Source organism: Paenibacillus sp. MAH-35 (assembly GCF_058135425.1).
This window is the reverse complement of the sequence record NZ_JBYUPU010000007.1, coordinates 134656-158206: the sequence shown is the minus strand read 5'-3', so window position 1 is coordinate 158206 and position 23551 is coordinate 134656. Positions and strand designations below refer to the sequence as shown.

Annotated in this window: 18 protein-coding genes; 15 read left to right on the top strand and 3 right to left on the bottom strand. The window is 51.5% G+C overall.

Going from position 1 to position 23551, the window contains the following annotated elements; translation table 11 throughout:
- Nucleotides 1-451 precede the first annotated feature (451 nt).
- From AC3Y2E_RS10130 to AC3Y2E_RS10095, 8 genes are all read left to right on the top strand, one after another.
- On the top strand, nt 452-1777 hold the full coding sequence (locus AC3Y2E_RS10130; protein WP_379209722.1) for an ABC transporter substrate-binding protein: 1326 nt from the start codon (nt 452-454) through the stop codon (nt 1775-1777).
- Between the two features lie 909 nt (nt 1778-2686).
- The gene (locus tag AC3Y2E_RS10125; protein ID WP_379209720.1) at nt 2687-5044 is read left to right on the top strand and encodes a response regulator; all 2358 of its coding nucleotides are present in this window, start codon (nt 2687-2689) and stop codon (nt 5042-5044) included.
- A gap of 67 nt (nt 5045-5111) precedes the next feature.
- Entirely contained in the window at nt 5112-7448 is a 2337-nt protein-coding gene (locus AC3Y2E_RS10120) for a PAS domain-containing hybrid sensor histidine kinase/response regulator (protein WP_379209718.1), read from the top strand.
- Complete coding sequence (locus AC3Y2E_RS10115) at nt 7445-7810, top strand: response regulator (RefSeq protein ID WP_379209716.1); 366 nt, start codon at nt 7445-7447, stop codon at nt 7808-7810. The genes AC3Y2E_RS10120 and AC3Y2E_RS10115 overlap by 4 nt, the downstream gene beginning before the upstream one ends.
- 41 nt (nt 7811-7851) lie before the next feature.
- Nucleotides 7852-8910: an HD-GYP domain-containing protein gene (locus AC3Y2E_RS10110; protein ID WP_379209714.1), complete on the top strand. Its 1059-nt coding sequence runs from the start codon at nt 7852-7854 to the stop codon at nt 8908-8910.
- Between the two features lie 380 nt (nt 8911-9290).
- A complete protein-coding gene (locus AC3Y2E_RS10105) occupies nt 9291-10676 on the top strand; it encodes an ABC transporter substrate-binding protein (protein ID WP_379209712.1) in 1386 nt (461 codons plus the stop codon).
- Nucleotides 10677-11003: 327 nt separating this feature from the next.
- A complete protein-coding gene (locus AC3Y2E_RS10100; protein ID WP_379209709.1) occupies nt 11004-11894 on the top strand; it encodes a helix-turn-helix transcriptional regulator in 891 nt (296 codons plus the stop codon).
- Between the two features lie 92 nt (nt 11895-11986).
- Nucleotides 11987-12607, top strand: a complete 621-nt coding sequence (locus tag AC3Y2E_RS10095) for a stalk domain-containing protein (RefSeq protein ID WP_379209707.1) — start codon at nt 11987-11989, stop codon at nt 12605-12607.
- A 125-nt stretch (nt 12608-12732) separates the two neighbouring features.
- Here the strand turns inward: AC3Y2E_RS10095 and epsC are convergent, their stop codons facing one another.
- On the bottom strand, nt 12733-13641 hold the full coding sequence (gene epsC, locus AC3Y2E_RS10090; protein ID WP_379209705.1) for a serine O-acetyltransferase EpsC: 909 nt from the start codon (nt 13639-13641) through the stop codon (nt 12733-12735).
- A gap of 188 nt (nt 13642-13829) precedes the next feature.
- Here epsC and AC3Y2E_RS10085 point away from each other — a divergent pair, with 188 nt between their 5' ends.
- Both AC3Y2E_RS10085 and AC3Y2E_RS10080 read left to right on the top strand, forming a co-directional pair.
- Nucleotides 13830-14807 (top strand): helix-turn-helix transcriptional regulator, encoded by a 978-nt coding sequence (locus AC3Y2E_RS10085; protein WP_379209703.1) that lies wholly within the window; start codon nt 13830-13832, stop codon nt 14805-14807.
- Between the two features lie 218 nt (nt 14808-15025).
- Complete coding sequence (locus tag AC3Y2E_RS10080) at nt 15026-16477, top strand: MFS transporter (protein ID WP_379209701.1); 1452 nt, start codon at nt 15026-15028, stop codon at nt 16475-16477.
- A gap of 105 nt (nt 16478-16582) precedes the next feature.
- Here AC3Y2E_RS10080 and AC3Y2E_RS10075 read toward each other — a convergent pair whose 3' ends face one another.
- On the bottom strand, nt 16583-17437 hold the full coding sequence (locus AC3Y2E_RS10075) for a sugar phosphate isomerase/epimerase family protein (RefSeq protein ID WP_379209699.1): 855 nt from the start codon (nt 17435-17437) through the stop codon (nt 16583-16585).
- A 193-nt stretch (nt 17438-17630) separates the two neighbouring features.
- Between AC3Y2E_RS10075 and AC3Y2E_RS10070 the strand changes: the two genes are divergently transcribed.
- Both AC3Y2E_RS10070 and AC3Y2E_RS10065 read left to right on the top strand, forming a co-directional pair.
- Nucleotides 17631-18164: an RNA polymerase sigma factor gene (locus AC3Y2E_RS10070; RefSeq protein ID WP_379209697.1), complete on the top strand. Its 534-nt coding sequence runs from the start codon at nt 17631-17633 to the stop codon at nt 18162-18164.
- Complete coding sequence (locus AC3Y2E_RS10065; RefSeq protein WP_379209695.1) at nt 18157-19527, top strand: DUF4179 domain-containing protein; 1371 nt, start codon at nt 18157-18159, stop codon at nt 19525-19527. The genes AC3Y2E_RS10070 and AC3Y2E_RS10065 overlap by 8 nt, the downstream gene beginning before the upstream one ends.
- A 111-nt stretch (nt 19528-19638) precedes the next feature.
- Here AC3Y2E_RS10065 and AC3Y2E_RS10060 read toward each other — a convergent pair whose 3' ends face one another.
- Nucleotides 19639-20505 (bottom strand): LysR family transcriptional regulator, encoded by an 867-nt coding sequence (locus tag AC3Y2E_RS10060; RefSeq protein WP_379209693.1) that lies wholly within the window; start codon nt 20503-20505, stop codon nt 19639-19641.
- Between the two features lie 131 nt (nt 20506-20636).
- Here AC3Y2E_RS10060 and AC3Y2E_RS10055 point away from each other — a divergent pair, with 131 nt between their 5' ends.
- The 3 genes from AC3Y2E_RS10055 (at nt 20637) to AC3Y2E_RS10045 (ending at nt 23285) form a co-directional block, all read left to right on the top strand.
- On the top strand, nt 20637-21623 hold the full coding sequence (locus tag AC3Y2E_RS10055) for a zinc-binding dehydrogenase (RefSeq protein WP_379209691.1): 987 nt from the start codon (nt 20637-20639) through the stop codon (nt 21621-21623).
- A 100-nt stretch (nt 21624-21723) separates the two neighbouring features.
- The gene (locus AC3Y2E_RS10050) at nt 21724-22173 is read left to right on the top strand and encodes a hypothetical protein (RefSeq protein WP_379209689.1); all 450 of its coding nucleotides are present in this window, start codon (nt 21724-21726) and stop codon (nt 22171-22173) included.
- A 164-nt stretch (nt 22174-22337) separates the two neighbouring features.
- Complete coding sequence (locus AC3Y2E_RS10045) at nt 22338-23285, top strand: phosphotransferase enzyme family protein (protein ID WP_379209687.1); 948 nt, start codon at nt 22338-22340, stop codon at nt 23283-23285.
- Nucleotides 23286-23551: the final 266 nt, after the last annotated feature.

The following is a 23551-nucleotide window of genomic DNA, read 5'->3' as shown; positions in this document are numbered from 1 at the left end:
GGCGCCTGTAAGAGCGTACCCGGTTTGACGTTGGTAGCGATTTCATTCCAATTATATCCTCGAAGAAATAATATTTCAATACGAAGTTTAAAACGAAAAATTAAATTTCTGAAACTTTCCCTCTTTCCGTTTTCAAGAAAAAAGAGTTGCAATATTTCGTATTCTGTATAATAATAAGAAACAAGGTTTCAGTCATCCCTTTTGATGAAAGCGTTTAAAAGTTAGGTTAAGGGTGGAGTCCACGAGAGAACCCCGAGGCCATTACGTCTGTTTCGCCAGCCGGCGGAGCGGGTGTTTTGCCCGAGGTTTTTTTTGTTCCATTTTTTCCTGATTCGGCGAGAAGGGGGTGATTTCCATACATTGGGCATATCGATATCCGTCATATACGGATTTGTAGTCGTAAGTCGGGGTAACCGCTTTATCCAATACGAATCCTGGAGGGGGACTTTATATGAACAAGCATTTGAAAGGGCTTACAATAAGTTCGATTATCGCCGCGCTGGCCATCACGGGCTGTTCGTCCGGGAAGGGCAGTCAGGGAGGGGATATGCCGGCCAAGGAGTCCGGTTTTGTCGTCTCGACGGAGCCTGTTACTTTGAAGTTTTATGTCAACGTAACGAGATTGTCGGAACTGGAGTTTCAAAACTATTTCGTCGATCCGCTCAAAAAGAAATATCCGCATATTACGCTTCAGAAGCTCGAAGGCGAGATCGATAAGCTGGTTGCCGCTGGGGATGTGCCGGATCTGATTATGTCCGATAACGACTGGCATATGCCCTTGAAGCATCTGGATCTGCCGATGGATCTGACCGAGCTTGTGAAGAAATCGGGTCTGGACTTGAACGTGTTCCTCCCTGAATCGATTCAGGCGATCCGCAATCTCGACCCGAAGGGCGGACTGGAAGGCATACCGCTGTTCCTGAATACGGGAGCGCTTTTCTACAATAAAGACTTGTTCGATAAGTTCGGGGTTCCGTATCCGAAGGACGGCATGCTCTGGAGCGAAGTGCTGGAGCTGTCCAGGAAATTAACGCGCAAGGAAAACGACGTTCAATATATCGGATGGGACCCCCGGTTCCCCGATCACTTGATCAGCCCGTACTCGCAGGAATTTGTCGATCCGAAGACGAACAAAGCTCTGATCGATATTCCGCATTACCGGAAAATATTCGAATTGTTCAAGCAAGTGTACGACCAACCCGGCTACATCGGTCCGAAGAATGAATACGCTTACGGACCGGGCGGATTCGTATCCACGCATATATTGGCGATGCAGGCGGACTGGGTAAGCAAGCTGGTAAGCGACCTGCTTCAGGCCGAGGCGAAAGGCGCCGCACCGAACTGGGATCTCGCCACGGTGCCTAATTTCGAAGATACGGTCGGCAAGGGTCGTCATGCGCTGGCGGATATGCTGATTATTACGAAACCTAGCAAGTATAAGGAACAAGCGATGCAAGTAATTCAAATGTTAACGTCGCAAGAGCATCAAATCATGATGACCCGGGACGCCAGACTTACGGTTATGAAGGACAAGGAAGTTCAGAATCAGTTTGGCGCAAACAATCCATCTTTAAAAAGTAAAAATATTGCGGCGATTTACAAGTACCCGCCGTCCAAAACTCCGCAGCCGCATATTGCCGACAAGGAAGTACAAACGGTTATCCGCAATATCCGCAAAGAGATGGCCGTCGGCAAAAAGGACATCAACACGGTGCTCCGGGAAGGTCAGGAGCTGGCCGACAAGAAAATTGCGGAGATGGCCTCTATGATGAAATAGCAGGCGGGAGAAGCTACTATGCTATTGCGCCTTTAACCGTTCAATCCGCCCTAAGCAGCTCGCATCCTTTATGAGGGATGCGAGTTTTTGTGTACATTAAATGTCTTCAACGTGTTAAGCGGAGAAGGGATCATTTTCCTTGTTGAGTCAGCAAGGGTCGCAGATCGCTTTTCGTGGGTGGCCGTTTCGTCTGGACCTTCCGCCATGCTGCAAGCGGAGAAGGAACCGAATAGGAGCGGTTTGTGAGCCTGTCGATTCATTGTGTAGAAGTGTTAGCAGGCCGTTCCAAGTGAAAAGTTACCTTCTTCTGCTCAGACAGGTTGTCCGGAATCCCTTGATTGAATAAGGATGGTAAGGTAGGGGATTCCAGATAAAACTCGCCAGAAGGTAATCTTTTCCCTTTCCACTTGGTTGTCCACATTGAATCGACAGCCTCGTTTGTACCCGTTATTTTGTTCATAATCTGTTGGAGGGGGAAATAAGAGTGGTTTGAAGCTGCTAATATCCGCGATAAGGGTGCAAACGGGACGAGTGGGGCGAGATAAGAGGTGCAAAACCGCCTTTATTCGACTCTATCATCCCCATATGTCGAAAATAGAGGGTGCGTGAGACTCTTATTATGTGATAGTGCCGGTATGCATTCCGTTTGAACGAAGCCGAATATGCCCTGCTCGAAAAAATTACTTCATTAATAGATGTGAAGGGATGAGCTGCTTGGCATCCTGAAGGTCCATAACTTTTCGTAAAATGTTTCCAAGCATTGTAGTATAATAGAGGAGTCTAAGTGCCCATTGATTCCCAGATTGCTAGTTCGGTAGTATGATCGGATTGCCAAGGGTACGATTGATTTCGACGTTATTTATCAAAATCCGCTAACTCCATTCGGAGCGTAATAGGGAGGAACTAAGAATGGAACATATACACGGCACGCATGATCCGGTACTGGTCGTATTTTCGTATATCGTAGCTGTGGTAGCTTCCTATACGGCGCTCGATCTGACAGGCAGAATCAGCACCGCGGAACGAATCAGGCGCTGGTTATGGCTGCTGTTCGGCGCAGCCGCTATGGGGCTTGGCATATGGTCGATGCATTTTGTCGCTATGCTCGCCTTGTCGCTGCCCATCCCGGTTGCTTATGATCTCAGACTCGTAACGGTTTCGGTGCTGCCTTCGATTGTCGGGTCATTCGTCGCTTTATATGCAGTGAGCCGCAGCAAAAGGCTCGGAGCGCGAGCGTTATGGGGAGGCGGCCTGCTGCTGGCTGCCGGAGTATCGAGCATGCATTATATCGGCATGTCGGCCATGCAGATCGGCATAAGGTATGATCCGCTGCTGTTCGGCCTATCAATTGTAATTGCGATAGCCGCATCGGTGACCGCCTTGTGGCTGGCGTTTTATTTTCGCCAGGACGGTCAGCGTGGAGAAGGATGGAAGAAGCTCGGCAGCGGTCTGATTATGGGGGCGGCGATCGCGGGCTTGCACTATACGGGCATGCTGGCGGCCAATTTTACGGCAAGCAGCGATCCGGATCTGGCGTCAGGCGTCGTACTGGATCAGAAGTGGCTCGCTTATTTCATATCGGGCGGCACTTTATTCACGCTGGGCTTATGCTTGCTCGGCATCTTCGTATCCAAACGGTTCTACTTGAAAGATTCGGAGATTCTGCTCAAGTCCAAAGAAATATACAGGATGAATGAAGAATTGCTGCAGCTGAACGGGCATCTGGAGCAATTGGTCAAGGAACGTACGGCCCAGCTGGAGAATGCGCATGACGAAGCGATTCGCGCGAACCGGATCAAAAGCCAGTTTCTGGCCAATATGAGTCACGAGCTGAGAACGCCGCTTAACGCCATTATCGGATACAGCGAAATGCTTCAGGAGGATGCGGAGGATCTCGGGGAGGCGGGGTTCGTCGAAGATTTGGGGAAAATCAGCCATGCAGGCAAACATTTGCTTGCGCTGATCAACGATATTCTGGACATCTCGAAGATCGAAGCGGGCAAGATGGAGATTTACTTCGAAACCTGCGATCTGTCGAAGCTGATTCAGGACGCGGCGGATACGGTCGCTCCGCTTATGGAAGCGAACGAGAACCGTCTGGAGGTGCATCGCCTGGAAGGTGAGATTACCACCGATGTGACGAAGCTTAGGCAAATTCTGATCAATTTGCTGAGCAACGCAGGCAAGTTTACGAAACAGGGTCAAGTCGTTCTGGAGGTCGGCCGGGAAGCGAGAGACGGCGAGCCGGGGTACCGGTTCAGCGTACAGGATAGCGGAATCGGCATGTCGCCCGAACAGATGGACAAGCTGTTCCAGCCCTTCACTCAAGCCGACAATTCCACTACGCGCCAATATGGCGGTACCGGACTCGGACTGGCGATCAGCCGGCGGTATTGCGAACTGATGGGCGGTGATATCCGTGTCGAGAGCAGTCTCGGGGCCGGCAGCACCTTCGTATGCTGGCTTCCCGCATCCCGCTTGGCTCCAGAGCCTGCCGAGCAGGCGGTTGACCCGATTGCCGATCCGGACGCGGAGATGAATTCCGCCCGGATTCTCTTGATTGACGACGAAGAGTCGAGCGAACAATTACTCCAGCGGTACCTGGCCAAGGAAGGCTGGACGGTCGCCTACGCCGGGAACGGGCAGAAAGGGCTGGCCTTAGCGAAAAAGCTTCGCCCCAAGGTGATCTGCCTCGACATTCTGATGCCCGGCATGGACGGATGGAGCGTGCTGTCCCAGCTCAAAAACGACCCGGACACGAAGGACATTCCCGTTGTCATCTGGTCCATGACGAGCGACAAACAGCTCGGCTTCGCGCTTGGCGCCGCCGAATATTTGGTCAAGCCCGTACAACGGGAACAGCTCGTCTCAGTTATCGATAAATACGTGGACAAGCTCGGGCAGCATTCGGTTCTGGTCATCGAGGACGACCAGTCGGCGAGCGAGCTTGCCGCCAGGCTGCTGCGCAAGGAAGGCTATCTCGTAACCGTAGCCGGGAACGGGGCGATCGCCTTGGACAGCTTGACCCGGCACCAGCCTTCGTTAATTTTGCTGGATTTGATGATGCCGCAGATGGACGGTTTTCAATTTATTGAGGAGCTGCAGAAGATCGAGGCTTGGCGGGACATCCCGGTCATCGTAATCACGGCGAAAACCGTAACGGCCGAGGACCGCGTCAAGCTGAACGGTTACGTGCAGAACATTATACAGAAGGGCGGATTCACCCCGCAGTCGCTGCTTGCGGAAATCAGACCGTATCTGGTCTAGGAGGGCCGGGTAAGCGAGCAGGGGGAAGACGAAGCGCATTCCAATCACCGGATGGGAGCTGACAGCTATGTTATCGGATCTGAAAGATGTCAAATACGCATTATCCGCCATCGAAGCATCATCAATCGTGTCGATCACGGACCACGAAGGCACGATCACATATGTGAACGATCATTTCTGCGAAATATCCCAATACGAACGGAAGGAATTGATCGGATTTAATCATAGGGCGGTCAATTCCGGCTATCATGCGCAGGAGATTTTCACGCATCTGTGGGAGACGATCGGCGCGGGGCAAGTGTGGAAAGGGGAAGTGAACAACCGGGCGAAGGACGGCAGCGATTATTGGGTGAATCTGACGATCGTTCCGTTTGTTAACGACGAAGGCATCGTCTATCAGCACGTGGCGATCGGGACCGACATTACGAAGCGTAAACAAAACGAAACGAAGCTGTTGCAAATGATGGAAAACTTGCGCGATATCGAAAATGCGCTGGACGAATCCTCGATTGTGGCGATCACGGACGCGAAGGGCGTCATTACATACGTTAACGAAAAGTTTTGCGAAATATCGAAGTACGATCGGATCGAGCTGATCGGCAAGACGCACCGGGTAATCAATTCGGGCTATCACCCCAAATCGTTTTTCCAAAACATGTGGGAGACGATCAAAAAAGGAGGGGTCTGGAAAGGCGAGGTCAAAAACCGGGCCAAAGACGGCAGCGAATACTGGATGAATACGACAATCGTGCCTTTTGTTGACGAGAACGGCAGCCCTCATCAATTTATCTCGATCCGCTCCGATATTACGGATCGCGTCAAGGCGGAAGCCGCTCTGGCCGAGCGGACCGAACAGCTCGCCAGAGCGCGCGACGAAGCGGTCAAGGCAAGCTTGATCAAAAGCCAGTTTCTGGCGAATATGAGCCACGAGCTGCGAACCCCGTTGAATGCGATTATCGGCTACAGCGAGATGCTCCAGGAGGAAGCGGAGATTTTAGGGGAGCCGGAGTTCGCGGAAGATTTGGCGAAGATCAGCAAAGCCGGCAATCATCTTCTTACCCTGATCAACGATATTCTGGATATTTCCAAAATCGAAGCCGGCAAGATGGAGCTTTTTCCCGAACCGTGCAATTTGCCCGATCTTGTTCAGGATACGATCGCTACGATTCGTCCGCTCGTGGAGAATAAAGGCAACAAGCTGCTCGTGAAATGCGAGCACGAAGGGATGATTACGGCCGATGTGACGAAGCTCCGGCAAATATTGATCAATTTGCTCAGCAACGCCAACAAGTTCACCGATGCCGGCACGATTACCTTTAAAGTGGTGAAGGCATCAAGGAACGGACGAGCCGGGTACAGCTTCAGCGTACAGGATACGGGGATCGGCATGTCTCCGGATCAGCTCGACAAGCTGTTTCAGCCGTTCACCCAAGCCGATGCTTCCACGACAAGGAAGTACGGAGGGACGGGACTCGGGCTTACGATCAGCCAGAGGTACAGCCGGCTGATGGGCGGCGATATCCGGGTGGAGAGCGGCCTGGGCGAGGGCACGCTGTTTACTTGCTGGCTGCCGGCAGCCCCGCAGGATGTAATCGACACGACGATGTGGATGGATACGCCGGGCACCGCGGAAGATGAGGGAGGCGAGATCAGCATCCTGTTAATCGACGACGAGGCTTTTAACCGGGAGCTGATGGAACGGTACGTAGCCAAAACCGGCTGGACGGTCGCTTACGCGGACAGCGGGCCGGAAGGGCTGCGGCTGGCCAGGAAGCTTCGTCCGAAGGTGATCTGTCTCGACATTCTCATGCCCAGCATGGACGGGTGGAGCGTGCTGTCCGCCCTGAAGAACGACCCGGAGCTGGCGGATATCCCGGTTGTCATCTGGTCGATGACGAGCGACAGGCAGCTCGGCTACACGCTTGGCGTATCGGAATATTTGACGAAGCCGGTCGAACGGGACCGGTTAATTAAAGTGATGGAGAAATATATCCCTTCCAGCGAAGAGCACCATGTTCTCGTCATCGAGGACGATGCGACGGCCAGCGAGCTGATGACCCGCCTGCTGCTGAAGGAAGGATATGCGGTCTCCCGGGCCGGCAACGGACGTATCGCGCTGGAGCATATGGCCGCTGCGGTTCCTTCGCTCATCTTGCTCGATCTGATGATGCCGGAGATGGACGGGTTTGAATTTATAAGCGAGCTGCGCAAGGAGGAGAGCTGGAAGGCTGTACCGATCGTAGTAGTAACGGCAAAAACGGTTACGCCCGAGGAACGGGAGAAATTAAACGGGTATGTACGAAACATTGTCCAGAAGGGCTCGTTCGATTTTAATTCGCTGGCTGCGGAGATTCGCCGAATTTTAACGCCGATTAATGAAAGCGCGGAGGGAAAATGCCAATGATCACCGTTCTTCTGGTCGAAGACAACGAAATGAATCGGGACATGCTCTCAAGAAGGCTGGAGCGCAAAGGGTACCGGATCGTCACCGCTGAAGACGGCGCGCAGGGAGTGGAGCTTGCGGCTCAGCTTCAGCCGGATCTGATCTTAATGGATATGAGCTTGCCGATCCTGGACGGATGGGAAGCTACCCGGTTGTTGAAAAACCGAACGGATACAAGCTCGATCCCGATTATCGCGTTGACTGCCCATGCGATGGCCAGCGACGAAGAGAAGGCTTACCAGGCCGGGTGCGACGATTTCGACACGAAGCCGGTAGTGCTGGATCGACTGCTGGAGAAGATGCGTACCGCACTCGAGAACTGATACCGCCTCATCCAGGCCCGCATACAGAATGGAGATCAAAGATGGAAGACATCAAGCTGGCAAAACTTCTGATCGTCGATGACCAGGAATACAACATCAGCCTGCTCGAGCGGATACTGGCCCGTGCCGGATTTATCCATGTCCACAGCCTGACGGACCCGCTGCAAGTCCGGGATCGGATGACTCAGGTGGAGCCGGATATCGTCCTGCTCGATATGCATATGCCGGGGCTGGACGGGCTGCAGGTGCTGTCGCTTATCCGGGAGATGACGGGACCGGACATCTACTTGCCGGTATTAATGCTTACCGCCGACGCTACGCCCGCCATGAAGCAGCAAGGGCTGCAGGCGGGGGTTAACGATTTCTTGACCAAGCCGTACGATCGGACGGAAGTGATCCTTCGGATTCATAATTTGTTAAAAACAAGACAGCTGCATATTCAGCTTCAGCAGCATAAAAACACACTGGAGCAAAGAGTGCGGGAAAGAACCGATGAGCTGCAAAAAGCGAGAAATGAAATATTGCAATTGCTCGGGCGTGCGGCGGAATATCGTGACGATATGACAGGCAGCCATACGTTTAGGGTGGGCAGATTGGCCGGTTTAATCGCCTGCCGGATCGGGCTTTCGGAAGAGTTGACCAATTCGATCCGGTTGGCCGCCCCTCTTCACGATATCGGCAAAATCGGAATTCCGGACGACATTTTATTGAAGCCGGGACGGTTCGAGCCGCACGAGTTTGAACGGATGAAGGAGCATACCCGGATCGGCAGCAGCATCTTGGATGGAAGCTCGTTCTCGATTCTGAGATTGGCCGGTGTCATTGCCGAAGCGCACCACGAGAAGTGGGACGGTTCCGGTTACCCGAGCGGGCTGAAGGGGGAAGCGATTCCGCTGGAGGCGCGAATCGTCGCGCTTGCCGATTTTTATGATGCCTTAACTCATGAGCGACCGTATAAGAGAGCCTGGACTCCGCAAGAAACGATGGACGAGATCGTTAAGCAGAGCGGCTTGCATTTCGATCCGGCCATTGTCAGCGCGTTCGTGCAGCTGTATGAGGAAGGCAAGCTGGTCAAAACGGATGAAGAAGGCTGGGAATAAAGAGGGAAGGATGTCGCCGTTCGCTTCCGGTTCAGGAGGCGGGCGGCGTTTATGTTGGTGCGTAATTAATATTAATGACATTAATAATGAGTTGTATTAATTAAAATAATTCGCTTTCTTTTATGCTAGAAAAACCAATTTCGCATAAAACCGCCGCCAGCTTCTCAGTGGATATCCCGCCCTGACAAGCGTCGCACCGCATGGCCGGCGTCAGAAAGGCGAATCCCACGGGCATCCGCAAACTTGAAAAAGAGCTCAATTGCGCATAAGAACTTGCGGCAGCCTGCCTGTAACATAGAAAGTATCGCACCGGTTAAGCCGTTTTCGAAAGCGCATTCATTCCCGGAGCGGAATTACAGGCTAAAGGGGCTGAAGTTCTTATGGGATTCATCAGGACATGTACAGGGGGGAACGGGATCAAGCTGACCGTTGCTCTGGCTGCGCTCTCCTTGCTGGCGGCATGTACAGGCAGCGGCGGCGCAGGGAGCGGGGAAACCGGCAGTGACAGCAAAAAAGAGGGAGAGTCCCAAAGCCCGCCAAACACTGCTGCTGCACCGGAGCCGGTAACCTTAACGTTTTTCGAGCCTTCCACGGGGCAGTCCAAGAGATTGTTCATGGAACAGTACGGGGCGGCGATCGAGAAAAAATTTCCCCATGTGAAGACGAATTTCGTCCATATTACCCCTAAAGACGGAGGAGGCTATATTTTACTGCCCGATCTGCTGGCCGCCGGTACGCACATCGATATTGTGTTCTCCTCGATCGGAGCGATCCACAGCCGGTTTATCGATTTCAATTTGCAGACGGACATCACTGATCTTATTCAGAAATACAAATTCGATCTATCCCGTCTCGACGATACGGCCGTTGGGCTTATGAAGGAAATTGCCGGCGGCGGCATGTACGGTCTTCCGGTAACGAACAACCCGAGTGTGCTTGTGTACAACCGGGATCTGTTCGACAAGTTCGGAGTGTCTTATCCGAAAGACGGAATGACTTGGGACGAAATTTACGAGGTGGCCAAGAAATTGACCCGCAAGGAAGGCGATGTGAATTACCGCGGCTTTGTCACGTCATTCAGCCACATCGCTCTGATGAACCAGTTGTCGGCCAATTTCGTCGATCGCAATACGTTCAAACCGCTGCTGGTAACCGACGACAAATGGAAGAAACATGCGGATAATCTGATCCGGTTTTTCCGGATTCCCGGCAACGAAGTACAAGGCACGAATCTGGCTCAGATGAATAAATGGTTCGTGGAGGAACGGATCGCTGCGATGAATGCGACCCAAGTATGGCTCTCGCCGTCTGATCCTATGAATCTGGTAAACTGGGATATGGTGAGCTTGCCGGAATACAGTGACCTGCGGGGCGTCGGCTCACAGCCGTATCCGACGTACTTTAATATTACGAATATGGCCAAAGGAAATGCCAGAGATACCGCATTTCAGGTGATCGCTTGGCTGACCAGTGATGAGTACCAGTTGGCCAAATCCAAAGAAGGCGTGCTTCCGATGAACAAAAACCCGGATATCCGCGCTGCCTTCGGAGCGAATATGCCGTTTCTGCAAGGGCGGAACGTCAAAGCGCTGATGCCGGCCAAACCGGCGGACGCCAGCGTCTGGACGAAGTATACTCCGGTTGCGAACAGCGCGATGCTGGAGCAGCTGGATCTGGTGCTGCGGGGCGAGATTGATGTCAATGTGGCGCTGAGACAAGCGGCGGAAACGGTCGAGAAAAAGGTCGCCGAGGACAAGGCGAAGTAAGGTATTAGGAAGTGTAGGATAGTGCAGGGAAGTGAAGGAAGGAGAATTGGCTAGTACAACGGTATAGGAATTCGGATGGACGGCCCGGAACGGCGACTTGTCGCTGGAAGGACCGTCTTTTCGTATTTTTGAGGGTAACCCGGCGTATACCGCTTCACTTACGTCCGGGGTACAGTCCGAATTTGCAGTTGCCTCACCCCGTTTTTACACGGAGTTCTCCGGTATTTGCAGTTTCCCGCTTGACTGAACCGGATTATGATGAAATCGCCAGAAACGATCAACCTGCCGGGTCAAGCGGTTCGAGAGCAAATACAAGGGGGACGGCTGATGACAACGCCCGGAGTGATCCAAAGCTTCATACACCGGATTGAAAACGGATGCACACCATGCTCTACGGAGCAGAGCGGCTATGAGATTTGCTACGTGCATTCGGGGAATTGCTGGTACTACTCGGAGCCGGATTTTTGTCATCTGGAGGAGGGGGACCTGCTCATCCGCGGCAGCTTATGCCATGGCTTGCATGCAACGGCGGTAAACGTGTGCGGGACTCGAACGAACATCCGATTTGACGAGCCGGACACGCAGGCGATGATGCCTGTTTATTGGCCGGTAGACGTAGGGGCCCCTTTTCGTCAGGCGGGCTTGCTCCGATGGAGGCTGGAACGCGACCGAAAGCTAGAGCTTGAATCGATCTTCAACAAAATGGCCGTATGCCAGCTGCAGGCGAATCCGGTTAGCGTCCATCGGTTTCACCACGCCTTTCTGGAGGTACTGCTGCTCATATGCGAAATCTGCGGTGAATCGAAGGGCCAACAACCGGAGCGGTCCACAGAAAAGGAAGCTCACGTCCGGCACCTCGTTTCTTATATCGGAGACCATTACGGTGACGAATTAACGCTGGAGCAGTTGGCGAAAACCGTCAACCTGAACAAATATTACGCAGGCAAGCTGTTTAAGGAATCAACAGGTTTGACCTTATTCGATTACATTCGAAAACGCCGGGTCGTCGAGGCGAAACGGCTGCTGCTCCAAGAGCCGGAACGGTCGGTTACGGACATCAGCCTCGAGGTCGGCTTTAAGCAGCTTTCGCATTTCTCATCCAGTTTCAAGCAGATTACAGGGTTGTCCCCCGAGCAGTTGCGCAAATGCCGGCAAGAGGCGGGGAGTCGCGAATTGTCGGCAAGCTGTCGGGCCGTGCGCGAGCGGGCGTTTTTATAAACAATGGAAGGATTATCCAAACCTCTGTAGAAATCTTAATAGAAAAGAGGATCATACTCATTCGATCCGTGAACCGTTATCGAGAGGCAGAGGTGAATAAATTGAAAAAGTTTATTGGCGGGATCTTGTGCGGCATCCTGATTAGCTTTTGCACGGCGGTGTATGCCGAAAAGTGGGGAGAGCTCAGTCTATTTCCGGTGGCGTTTAAATTCAATGACAAAAATGTGAGTCTGGGCGAACACGATGTATCATTGAATTACGAAGGGAAAACATACGTTCCGCTGCGATTTATGGCCGAGAACTTGGGAGCGGCAGTCAGCTATGATCGGGCCTCAAGCACCGTGTCGGTTTTGTATAATGAATCCAACCGGCCGGTCTTGCGCGATCCGTCCTATCCGAGCGTGGCGATAGGGAATTTAAAGCCCGTAAAAGATGGAGAAAAAACGCGCTTGGGCGGATATTTGTTATTCGACAGCTCGGATAAACAGTTTCAAGCGGAACAGGTGATGCAAATGCGAATTCAGCTGACGTTTTATGACTGGAATCAGAAGCAGATCGGGATAACGACGAAGCTGATCACATTCGGCGGCTGGGCGGACAATCCGTTTGAAGTCGTCCCCTTTAACGTTTGGGTTGAGGGGGATATGCCACACTACGATCATGCCGAATTAACCGTATTGTATCTAGGCAAACCGCTTCAAAACTTTTATTGATGAATCGGGGATGGAAACGGACTCTCTGTGACAGAGGGTCTGCTGTAATAGCAACAGAGAGGTCTGGCACCAGCTGTATAGGGAAAGCCCTGTTTTCTCCGCGTGAAGAGAGACAGGGCTTTTGTTTATTTGATATTCGGAGAAGGCTGAGAGTTATACACTTTGGAGTAGGGAAGCACGGACTGGGTGAGCCAGATGTTTCCGCCGATAACGGAGTTGTGCCCGATCGTCGTATCCCCGCCAAGAATAGTCGCCCCGGCGTAAATCACCACATGGTCTTCGATATTCGGGTGTCTTTTGATTCCTTTGATCGGGTTTCCGTGCTCGTCCAGCGGAAAGCTTTTGGCTCCGAGCGTGACGCCCTGGTAAATCTTCACATGCCGCCCGATTGTGCACGTTTCGCCGATGACGACTCCCGTTCCGTGATCGATAAAGAAATAATCGCCTATGGATGCGCCCGGATGAATATCGATACCCGTCAGCTGATGGGCGTACTCAGCCATGATTCTCGGTATGATGGGTACGTCCAGTTTATACAGCTCGTGAGCGATTCGATGAATGCTGATCGCTTCCACCGACGGATAGCTTAGCAGAATTTCTTCCGTGGAAATGGCGGCCGGATCTCCGTCATAGGCGGCTTGAATATCCGTCTGGATTTTTTGGCGAATGTCCGGCAGCAGCTTCAAGAGTTGGATGACGATCTCGTCCGCTTTTGTGTAGCATTCCGAACGTGTCTCGGCACAATCCGCCTTCGCGCGTTTATTCAGCAGCACTTTCTGGATCAAATCCTTGAGGTCCAAGGCGGACGTCCTAAGACGGTTCCCGATAATAATATTGATTCTCGTCTCGTCGATCGGGTACTTGTCATATACGCCAGGGAACAGTGCGGAACGGAAATCGTGCAGAACTTTATAGATGGTTTCCTTCCCGGCAAACCCGATCGTTTTCTCAATAAAAAAATGGCTTTTATTAATATCTTCCAGAGCTTTGGCGATGCCTGGAATCTCTTCATTCAACCATTCGTTTAGATTCATAGCTTGTTCGACCTCCACGAAAGGATTTTATCACAGATCAGCCCTATGCAGTACTAGAAATCGAAGAAAGGGGCCGAAGCGGGGGAAGGGGGAAAAGTAGCGGATTGCGCCAGACGGTTGAACCTTTGTCCCGGATCGGATACAATGCATCCTATACATGCGGCTGGAAGACTGGAAGGTGAAGTACAATGACCTTGCATATATCGGGAATCCACGATCTTTTCGATCAATTTACGAGTTTGGTAGAAGGCGAGGCGGTTCAGAACGGATCGGAGCAGCAGCTCGCGCTTCCTGCGCACGTGGGCTCCGGAACCATATCGCGGACGCGTATTCGTCCCGGGATGGAGATCATGGTGACGGATGTAACGTTCGTGCAAGATATGAGGCTGCGTATACGGGAAAACTGCCAGCTGTTCGAGCTGAGTTACTGCTTGAACGGTGATATCCACTGCGAATGGAGCGGAAAGGAAAGTCATACGGTCCGGCAAACGGGGAACGTTCTTTTCCTGGAAGATGTGTGCGTCATGGAGGAGAAACGGGCGGGCGTCCGGCATCATTTGCTGGAGATCCGGCTAACTCCGGGCGAACTGATGCGGTATGCCGAAGATCCGGCAGAGAAAAGCCGGATGGAGGGCTGGCTGGAACACCATCGCGGAGGAATCGATTCCTTTCCGGCGACCCCGGCAATCCAAAAATGTGTGGCGGAGCTGCTGCACTGTACGCATCGCGGTTCGTTGAAGCGTTTATATCTTGAGAGCAAAGCGCTGGAGTTTATCGCATTATTCGGAGAGGCGGACGAATTTGGTTCCTTTGATGGCGGGAAGGGGAAGCTTCGCCGTGACGATGTTGAGAAATTGAACTTGGCGCATGAACTGATTGAAGTGCATTTCGAGCAGCCGCTGTCGATCCGTGAACTGGCCAGACGTGTCGGGATGAACGAGTTCAAGCTGAAGAAAGGATTCCGCGAACGGTTCGGCTGCACGATATTCGAGCGGGTGCGGCAGAAGCGGATGGAGAAGGCGCTCTGGTATTTGCAGGTGGAAGGCTGGAATATCGGAACGGCCGCCGTTTCCGTCGGTTACAGCAATGTCAGTAATTTTACGACGACTTTTCGCAAACATTACGGCTGCAATCCCAGCGACTATTTAAAGCAGATCGATCGCTGAGTTTGGCGTATATGTAAACTTTAACAAAACTGCAATCGCAACTAACTTCGGCATGCCGACTACCAAGCTCCGTTTGAGTGTGAACAGGCTTGGCCTGCGCCGAAGTTTTTTTGTTAGGTCCCGCATCAGGGAGAGAAACTCCAGCAGCAGGGAGAGCGAAGGACGGCCAGGTGGTAATGTGGGAGTATCATCGTCATCTGCATGGAGGAGGTATCCCATTGACCACGCTGTTTTCAGCTTCTGCGCCCAGAGAGTCGGCCGCGGATCATCAAGTCGATCCGAAGCGCTGGTATGCGCTTGCCGTTATGCTGCTCTCTGTATTGTTAATATCGTTTAACACTTATATGGTACAAGTTGCGCTCCCGCTTATCCAGGACAGCTTGCACGCCGCGTTCTCCGAAGCGCAGCTGATCGTGACCGGGTTCTCCCTCGGTTTGGCCATCGCGCTAATTGTGAGCGGCAAGCTTGGAGATCTGTATGGAAGGAAACGGATGCTGGCCATCGGCGTGAGCGGCTTCACGATACTGGCGGCAATCGGCGGTATCGCTACCGACCCGGCCGTCATGATCCCGGTCCGCATCATGCAAGGACTGGCTGCCGCTCTGATCCAGCCCCAAGTGTTGTCCACTCTGCAAGTTTGCTTTTCGCTAAAGGAAAAGGCGCTTGCTTTCGGGATATACGGCGCTATGATCGGGATCGGATTTACTTTCGGATTAATTCTCGGAGGGATGATCGTCGATTGGAATGTGTGCGGCCTCGGATGGCGGGCGATCTTTTTTATCCATGTGCCGTTCGGGCTTCTTATTTTGTCGCTTCTGCCGATTGTACCCGAGACGCGCGGCGCACGGGGGCAAAGGATGGATTGGGCGGGGGAGTTTATGCTGGGGGCCGGATTGTTCCTGCTCGTATATCCGCTATCGGAGGGGCAAAAGCAAGGCTGGCCGCTTTGGACCTTGGGCTGCTTGCTTGCTGCCGCTCTCATTTTATTCATTTTTACTGTGGTCCAAATCCGCAAGCGGAAGCGGGGGACGTCCCCGCTGATCGACCTGAACATTTTCAAACATCGGACATTTCGCGTCGGAATCCTAACAGCGGCTATGATCTATCTCGGCATGTTTTCGTTATTCTTTATCTTAACTTACTACTTGCAGTTCGGCTTGCGTTATGACGTTCAGGCTACGAGTCTTGTTTTCTTGCCTTTAGGGGCCGGTTTTTTCATTGCTTCTTTGGTTTCTTCCCGGTTAGTCGGGAGATGGGGGACGAAAGTGTTGAGACTCGGTGCGATCGCGATGGGAAGCGGCAGCCTGCTATTGATGGGCTCGTTGCGGATAGATCCGGTGCATCTGCTGCATATTCGGAATATGGGGATATTGACGATTTACGGATTTGGCCTGGGATTGGCCGCCACTCCTCTGGTGAACGTCGTTCTCGGTGCTGTACCCGCTCGGGATGCCGGTACGGGGTCGGGGTTGTTTAATACGTGGATGTATTTGGCCAATTCGATAGGGGTAGCCTTGATTGGCCTATTGTTTTCCGCTGTGCTGGGGAATTCGTCAGGAGGTGCGGAGCTGCCGGACTATGTACGGGCATTCACTTCCGCTTTAGCGGTAACCGGCGGGCTCGGTTTCTTGGCGTACGTCTGCTTATGTTTCTTACCCGATCGGCCTTAGGCGGGCTTATCCGACATATTGGTTTAAGTAGGTGAAGTTGAGATATGATCCCCAAAAGCCCGAACCCCGATCGATATGATCCAAGGTTCGGGCTTTATACGCGCGCTACTGTGCCAGCTCGTAATAACGCTTCATATTGTCGATGCTGATCGGCAGCCATTTGTCCGTTGGCTCTGGAGCATCGTACTCGGCTGAAAAATAACCGTCATAGCCAATCGTGCGCAAGATCCGGAACACTTGCTGAAATTGGATCGCACCGTGACCGATTGCCGTATCGCGCAAAAAATTACCGCTGCGAGTCACATGCCACCCTGGACCGGGATGAGCTCCGCCGCCGCTTTTCAGCAAATAGTCTTTGACGTGGACATGGACGATCTCGTTGGAGAAGCGCCCTACAAACTGCTCCGGGGTCTCGTCCACAAACATGATGTTACCGAGGTCCGCAACAACGCCAACGTCTTCGCGATCCAGCTCCACCAGGAAGCGGCTGAACCGCTCCACCCCGTTAAAAACAAAGCCCTGATCCTCGTATACGCACCGGATGCCCCGTTCCGAAGCATAGTCGCAAACTTCTCTTACGGCAGGTACAATTTGAGGAAGCAGCTGCTCGAAATCGGCTTGGCCGAAGCGAAGAGGCTTCAGATGCGGAATGAGCGTATGATGAAAATAAGGCGAATTCAGCAGGACGGCGATGTCGATATAATGTGTAAGCCGTTCGACGGCCGAGGCGATATTGGGAGCCAGTAAATCGCAGCCCATCGAAAAACAGCTGACGGGGATTCCTCGCTCCCCGCAATAATCGGCCAGTCGCCGTGCGTCTTCCAATGTGGCCAATTCCTTGGTCGGATACGGTTCGATGGCGTCAAAACCTTGCTTGACGGCAAGATCCACCGATTCCAGCAAAGTCATGCCTTTGGCATAATAAGATCCGTAGCTGCACAAAAATACGCTGGTTTTCATAGAACCCTCCTGATCATAAATGGGATCATCATTCATTTGATTACGGGTTTTGTTTGAAGTGAACATATTAATGTTATAATTAAACATTTTATCATGTATCAGGGCGTCTCACCATGACTATTTTTGCAAACTGAGAACCGGATCGTTCCCGTTCTGATCTAAAGAGTAGAAGGCTAAATAGAGAGGTGAAGTTGTGAACGAGGATCTTGTCCAGGCGGTTCGGCGCGCACAGAAGGGGAATCACGACGCTTTTGTCCGACTCGTCAAGGAATACGAGAGTACCATGTATCGGGTAGCCGGGGCGTTTCTGCGATCCGATTCGGAATGTGCCGATGCGATGCAGGAAACGGTGATCAAAGCGTACAAGTCGATTCGGAATTTGAGAGAACCGCTCTACTTTAAAACCTGGCTGCTGCAAATATTAACGAATGAATGCCGCAAAATATACAATCAACACAAGGGTATCATTCCAGTAGCAGAACCATCAGAGGAGTCATACCACCCTGATCTGTCGGGAAAGTTGGTGGTGGCCGACGCTTTACAAGAGCTTGAGGACGAGCTTAGAGTTGTGATCACTTTATATTATTTGGAAGATTTGCCGGTGAAAGAAGTCGCCCGATTGTTGGATACCCCCGAAGGTACGGTAAAATCCAGATTGGCCCGTGCCAGGGAGAAGCTGGCTGTCATCATGCAGCCATCCGCAGAAGGGAGAGTTTCCTATGAATGAGCAGCAATTTGATATCCACGCGAGAAAGCAGCTCGTTCCCGTCTCTAATGAAGTACCCGAATGGATCAGCAAAAAGATGGACGATACGCTGTCCGAGCTGAAGCGCAAACGCAAGCAAGGACTTCGCCGGAAAATCGTATACGGAGCCGCTGCGGCTTGTATAACTTTCGGCGGGATCGGGGGGGCCGCTCTGGTGAATCCGCCGTTTGCGGAAGCGCTGCGGAAGATTCCATTGGTAGACTCCATTCTCAAGCTGGCAGGGGACTCCGGAATTCGGCAGGGAGACGAATTGGGACTAGCCACCCAGGTGAATGTAACGGCCGAGGACCAGGGGGTTCGTATAACGGTAAAAGAAATGCTGTACGATGGGGTCCGGCTCACCTTAGGGTATCGGATCGAAGGCGATTCTGCATATGTGCCGATAACCCCACAGTGGTATATCGATGGAATCCAGGTAAACGGCGGTAATTCGCAGCGGATCGGGAAGACTGAGGACGGAGCCCAAATCGGGGTGATATCGTTCACGCCGAGTAAGGCGCTGCCTGCACGAGCCCTCCTTGAGCTGCGTTTTGGTTCCGTTCTGGATCGAACCAAGCATGCCGAGGGCAATCTGGTTACTTTGCCAGGACACTGGTCCTTGCAGCTTCCCCGGATTCAATCGAATGTCAAAACGTGGACCAAAAAAATCGCGGGAGCGACATCCGAATGGAACGGCCAGAAAATTACAGTATCCAAAGCGGTGTCTACTCCGGCTGTCACGCGAATCGAGTTTGAAACGATAGGGCCGAACGAACCGCTTGTCGATGTGGCTCATCCGAATACATCCAAAGGTTACCAAGTTCTCGATGATTCCGGGATGTACTTGGAAGTGTTCGGAGTCGGGGGATCGAGTGGACCTCACAAGGTCGGGGATCAGACGGTCGCCGTGAAGCGTTATATCGAAATGGCTCCATTGCAACGAATTCCGGACCATTTGATACTTCGTCCATACACCCGGACTTTCGATTATGCGAACGCTCGTACTACCACTGAGCTATGGAATCCCGAGGGACCGCCGATCACTTTATCTCAGGGAGCTGTAGGCGATGTTACTATCATTAAAATCGAATTCACAGCAGAGAAAACATTATTGCACTTCCGCGTCCATGGAAACGATCCGTACCAGCAAGCCGAGGGGCTATGGCTGGAAAACGCTTCGGGACAGAAATGGACAGGAGATGTCGTGTTCTCGGACGCCGAATCGATGCTGTTTATGAAAGAGCTGCCGGCGATCGATTCCAGCCAGGATGTACGGGTTGCGGCGGTAGAGGTCCCGAATCCGGAAATAACCCGTGAACTGGAGGTTATGATCCCTTTGAAATAGAACTTCCGATAAGAAAAAACAAAAAGAGGACTGCTTATATGCAGGTCCTCTTTTAAAATGGCACTTAAAGCTCAAGACTGTTGGATTTTGAACATGTTTATATTTCTTTCGTCAATGGCGCGAGGGTCCAAGATCAATAAATTGTACAAATTTGGACAATGCGCTTGAATAGATAGAGTCCTGTCTATACACAAACCAAACCTGTAGATTCCGATAATCTTCAGGGAGACTGTGGGAAACGATGATTCCCGCTTCTTCTGCTTTAGCGATCGACGACTGTGGCAGCATCGAAACGCCGAGGCCGGCGGATACCCCGCTTATAATCACTTCCAACGTTCCGTACTCCATAATTGGAAAGGAGGTCAGTCCGTTATCACGCAGGAAACGCTCTGCTTTGGTGCGGTGTGAACACCCGACGTCGAAAAACAGCATCGGCTTTTTGAGTAATTCATGCATATCGCCCTCCCCCTGTTCCGAAATCAGCACCAGCGTTTCTTCAAAAGCTGCAACATGCTCGATCACAGGATCGTTTATCGGCCCATAAACAAAAGCTCCGTCAAGCTCATAGTTCAGTACCTTTTGCAATAAACGGTGCGTTTCACCTGTTACAAGCGATAGATGAACCTCGGGGTATAGGGAATGGAACCGGGCAAACAGCGGAGTCAGATGAGTGGCAGCTGTTGTCTCGATAGATCCTAATCGAAGGGGGCCGGACGGATGTTCCGAATATTGCGTAGATTTCACGGCCTCGTCCAACAAGACGAGTATTTTATCGGCATATTTCAGTAAATTTTCGCCTGCCGGCGTTAACGTCATTCCCCGATTGGACCGGCGGAAAAGCGAGATCTTTAACTGAGCTTCAAGCTCCTGGATCCTTGTGGTGACATTAGATTGTACATAATTCAACACTTGAGCGGCTTTCGTTATGCTGCCCTCGCGAGCGACAGCTTGAAATATTTTCAAATCGCTGATTTCCATGCACGTATCACCTGTCTGATATCATTGTTTATGATAGTCACGTTCGATTCTACTAATTTTACTAGAATAGTCCCCATCAGTACAATGAAAGACAGCAGTATAAAGTATGTTGTCTTCTGGGAGGAGTAATGATGAAAGCAATAGTACATGCAAACATAAGCGGTTTAAAGGGCTTGACCTATCAAGAGATTCATGACAGGCAGCCGGGCTTCGGCGAGGTGAAAGTAAAGCTTAAAGCAGCAGGGTTAAACCATCGAGACTTATTCATCATGAAAGATCGGACTGCACCGGAACCGCTTGTGATCGGCTCGGATGGTGCAGGCATGGTTGAAACGGTAGGTGAAGGCGTATCCAACATTACAGTTGGTTCTGATGTCATTATTAATCCGTGTATGGGGTGGGTAACAACCGAAGATGTCCCAAACGTTCCAGCGATTGTAGGAGGTCCTTCCGACGGTACATTCGCTGAGTATGTGATCATTCCGGCGCGGAATGTGATCAGCAAGCCAGCTTACCTGTCATGGGAAGAAGCGGGCGTGTTGCCTTTGTCCGCATTGACAGCCTATCGGGCTCTGTTTACGAGAGGGCGCTTACAGCAAGGTGAACATGTCCTCATTCCGGGCATTGGAGGAGGAGTGGCGACTTATGCCATGCTTATGGCTTCAGCGGCGGGGGCGCGAGTCAGTGTAACGTCTCGAAGTGAAGCGAAAAGAAAGGCCGCACTCGAACATGGAGCTGATTACGCGTTTGACAGTTTTAGCGATTGGAAGGAAAGTATCGGCAATAATACCGTGGATCTCATTCTCGACAGCATTGGGCCTGCGACATTCCCGAACTACTTTGATGTCATTAAGCCGAACGGACGTATCGTCACTTTCGGAGCTAGCTCGGGAGATCGCATTGAGATTCCGATTCGAGACATATTTTTTCCCCAAATCAGCATTATCGGCACGTCAATGGGAAGCAGCGAAGAGTTTGAGGCTATGCTTCTTTTTATGGAAGTCCATTCGATTCGTCCATTAATTGATCGAATGTATAGTTTAAAGGACACCGTTCAAGCGTTTCACCGAATGCAGAAGGGAGAGCAATTCGGCAACATAGGAATAAGGATAGTTTGACCTGTAACAAACATTCACTTGGAACGAGGCTGTTAACTTGGATCAACAACGTATGCCTAAAACCGGATAGGGCAAGCTACGGTTGGAGGTGTAAGGTCGAATGCGAAAGTTTTTGATGGGGATGTTATTATGCATGCTTGCCGTGGGAGGGATGTCGTCCGTTACCGTAATCGGCGAAGCTTACGAAATCGAGCGGGAAAGCGAGCAGCCGGGAACGGTGCAGCCTTATAAACGCGGCGGGTACCGCTCGCCGACCCGAACCTATAACCCCGGAGCGACCAATCCGGCTCGCACGACTCCGAATAGACCGGATCAAGCGACACGTAATCCTGCTCCAGCCCGGACAACACCGGCCCCGCGCACGGGTTTCGGTGGATTTTTCGGAGGTTTGTTCGGCGGTTTAGCGTTAGGAGCGATACTGGGTTCTTTGTTTAACCCGTTCGCCGGATTTTCGATGGGAGCTCCGTTTCTCTCGCTGTTAAGCTTCCTCCTATGGGGTGTCGTTATTTATGCTGTGGTTCGGATGTTCCGCAGACGGAGAGAGTATTGATACGAGTGGCCGGTTGTGTTGGTTCCTGACTCGCGACAAATGAAGCAGCTTATCCCGAGCTGCTTTTTTGGCTTTTAAAAAATAGGCTGATCCCCTGTTATTGCAGGAATAGTTTGGTACTATAAGAAGAAAGCGAAAACTCCAAACGAATCAGGGAGGAATAGATGAACGCAGTCGAAACTCTTTTAAAAGAACAGTATGCTTTGAATGCAACGGAAGTATTGCCGCAACAAGGCGGCTGGGCGGCGCTTGCTTATAGGGTGAATTGCAGTAACGATCAAACCTTCTTTTTGAAAAAGTATGAAAAAAGCAGAGCCTCCACCGCGGAATTGACAACGTACATCGACGATTATGTGCCCGTCCTGTTCTGGCTGCTGAACGATACCGGTCTCAAGGGCAAAATACCTGTGCCTCTGTTGACGGCCGCCGGCAATTACAAGTGCGAAGACGATAAGGGGGTGTATCTGCTATATGAATACCTCTCCGGGGATACGATAGGAGCCAAAGATTTAAACGAACAGCAAGTCGTGCAATTGTCGGAAATTATAGGAGAGCTTCATCAATACGGCGACAAGATCCCAGTGGATACGAGCAAGATAAAGGAAAGTTTCGAAGTTCCTTTTATGCGCAATTTGAACAGCGTGGTCGAGGAGGAGTTTGCCCGGTTGCCTGACGACCTGAAGGACCGGCTTCGGCCCTACCAGGAGCCTATTCGAAATAAAACGAGCGAAGTCGAGCAGCTCTCAGCTAAATTGCGCAAGAGCGTCCCTAAAATGGCACTATGCCACACCGATATCCATCCTTGGAATCTGATGCAGTCCGGCCGGCAGCTTATCCTGATCGACTGGGAAGGGTTGAAGCTGGCGCCCGTTGAAGCGGATCTGATGTTTTTGGAAGACCAGCCCTACTATGATCTTTTTTTAAAAGGTTACAAGAACTATCACAACGACTTTGAAATCAACCCCGATGCGCTGCAGTTTTATAGAGGGCGGCGCTTGCTGGAAGACATATGGCAGTTTATCGAGCAGCTATTGTATGATCAGCAAAGTGAAGCCGATCGGGCCGTTACTTTAAATTGGTTGTCCAAAGAATTAAAAAGCATGGATGAGTAAAGCCATCGAAGAAATTGCAGGCGATAAAAACAAAAAACAAGGCTGTCCCTAAAGCGTTCACATGACACGGGAGCGTCCCGGTTTCCAAACCAAGAACCTCAAATTCCTCGGTAAGATGGAGGATGAGGTTCTTTTTCTTGCAGATATTCAGTTCTAAGTAGGGTTCATAAGTCACAATATGATTTGGCGGAGACCTTCGTCACACCCAACTAAATAAAGATTTATCTATAAAAAGTTTGGCTGAACCGTTGACAAGAGCGACTTCT

Coding starts and splice junctions, on each gene's coding strand:
- AC3Y2E_RS10130 (WP_379209722.1), top strand. CDS start 452: ATGAACAAGCATTTGAAAGGGCTTACAATAAGTTCGATTATCGCCGCG.
- AC3Y2E_RS10125 (WP_379209720.1), top strand. CDS start 2,687: ATGGAACATATACACGGCACGCATGATCCGGTACTGGTCGTATTTTCG.
- AC3Y2E_RS10120 (WP_379209718.1), top strand. CDS start 5,112: ATGTTATCGGATCTGAAAGATGTCAAATACGCATTATCCGCCATCGAA.
- AC3Y2E_RS10115 (WP_379209716.1), top strand. CDS start 7,445: ATGATCACCGTTCTTCTGGTCGAAGACAACGAAATGAATCGGGACATG.
- AC3Y2E_RS10110 (WP_379209714.1), top strand. CDS start 7,852: ATGGAAGACATCAAGCTGGCAAAACTTCTGATCGTCGATGACCAGGAA.
- AC3Y2E_RS10105 (WP_379209712.1), top strand. CDS start 9,291: ATGGGATTCATCAGGACATGTACAGGGGGGAACGGGATCAAGCTGACC.
- AC3Y2E_RS10100 (WP_379209709.1), top strand. CDS start 11,004: ATGACAACGCCCGGAGTGATCCAAAGCTTCATACACCGGATTGAAAAC.
- epsC (WP_379209705.1), bottom strand. CDS start 13,641: ATGAATCTAAACGAATGGTTGAATGAAGAGATTCCAGGCATCGCCAAA.
- AC3Y2E_RS10085 (WP_379209703.1), top strand. CDS start 13,830: ATGACCTTGCATATATCGGGAATCCACGATCTTTTCGATCAATTTACG.
- AC3Y2E_RS10075 (WP_379209699.1), bottom strand. CDS start 17,437: ATGAAAACCAGCGTATTTTTGTGCAGCTACGGATCTTATTATGCCAAA.
- AC3Y2E_RS10065 (WP_379209695.1), top strand. CDS start 18,157: ATGAATGAGCAGCAATTTGATATCCACGCGAGAAAGCAGCTCGTTCCC.
- AC3Y2E_RS10060 (WP_379209693.1), bottom strand. CDS start 20,505: ATGGAAATCAGCGATTTGAAAATATTTCAAGCTGTCGCTCGCGAGGGC.
- AC3Y2E_RS10055 (WP_379209691.1), top strand. CDS start 20,637: ATGAAAGCAATAGTACATGCAAACATAAGCGGTTTAAAGGGCTTGACC.
- AC3Y2E_RS10050 (WP_379209689.1), top strand. CDS start 21,724: ATGCGAAAGTTTTTGATGGGGATGTTATTATGCATGCTTGCCGTGGGA.
- AC3Y2E_RS10045 (WP_379209687.1), top strand. CDS start 22,338: ATGAACGCAGTCGAAACTCTTTTAAAAGAACAGTATGCTTTGAATGCA.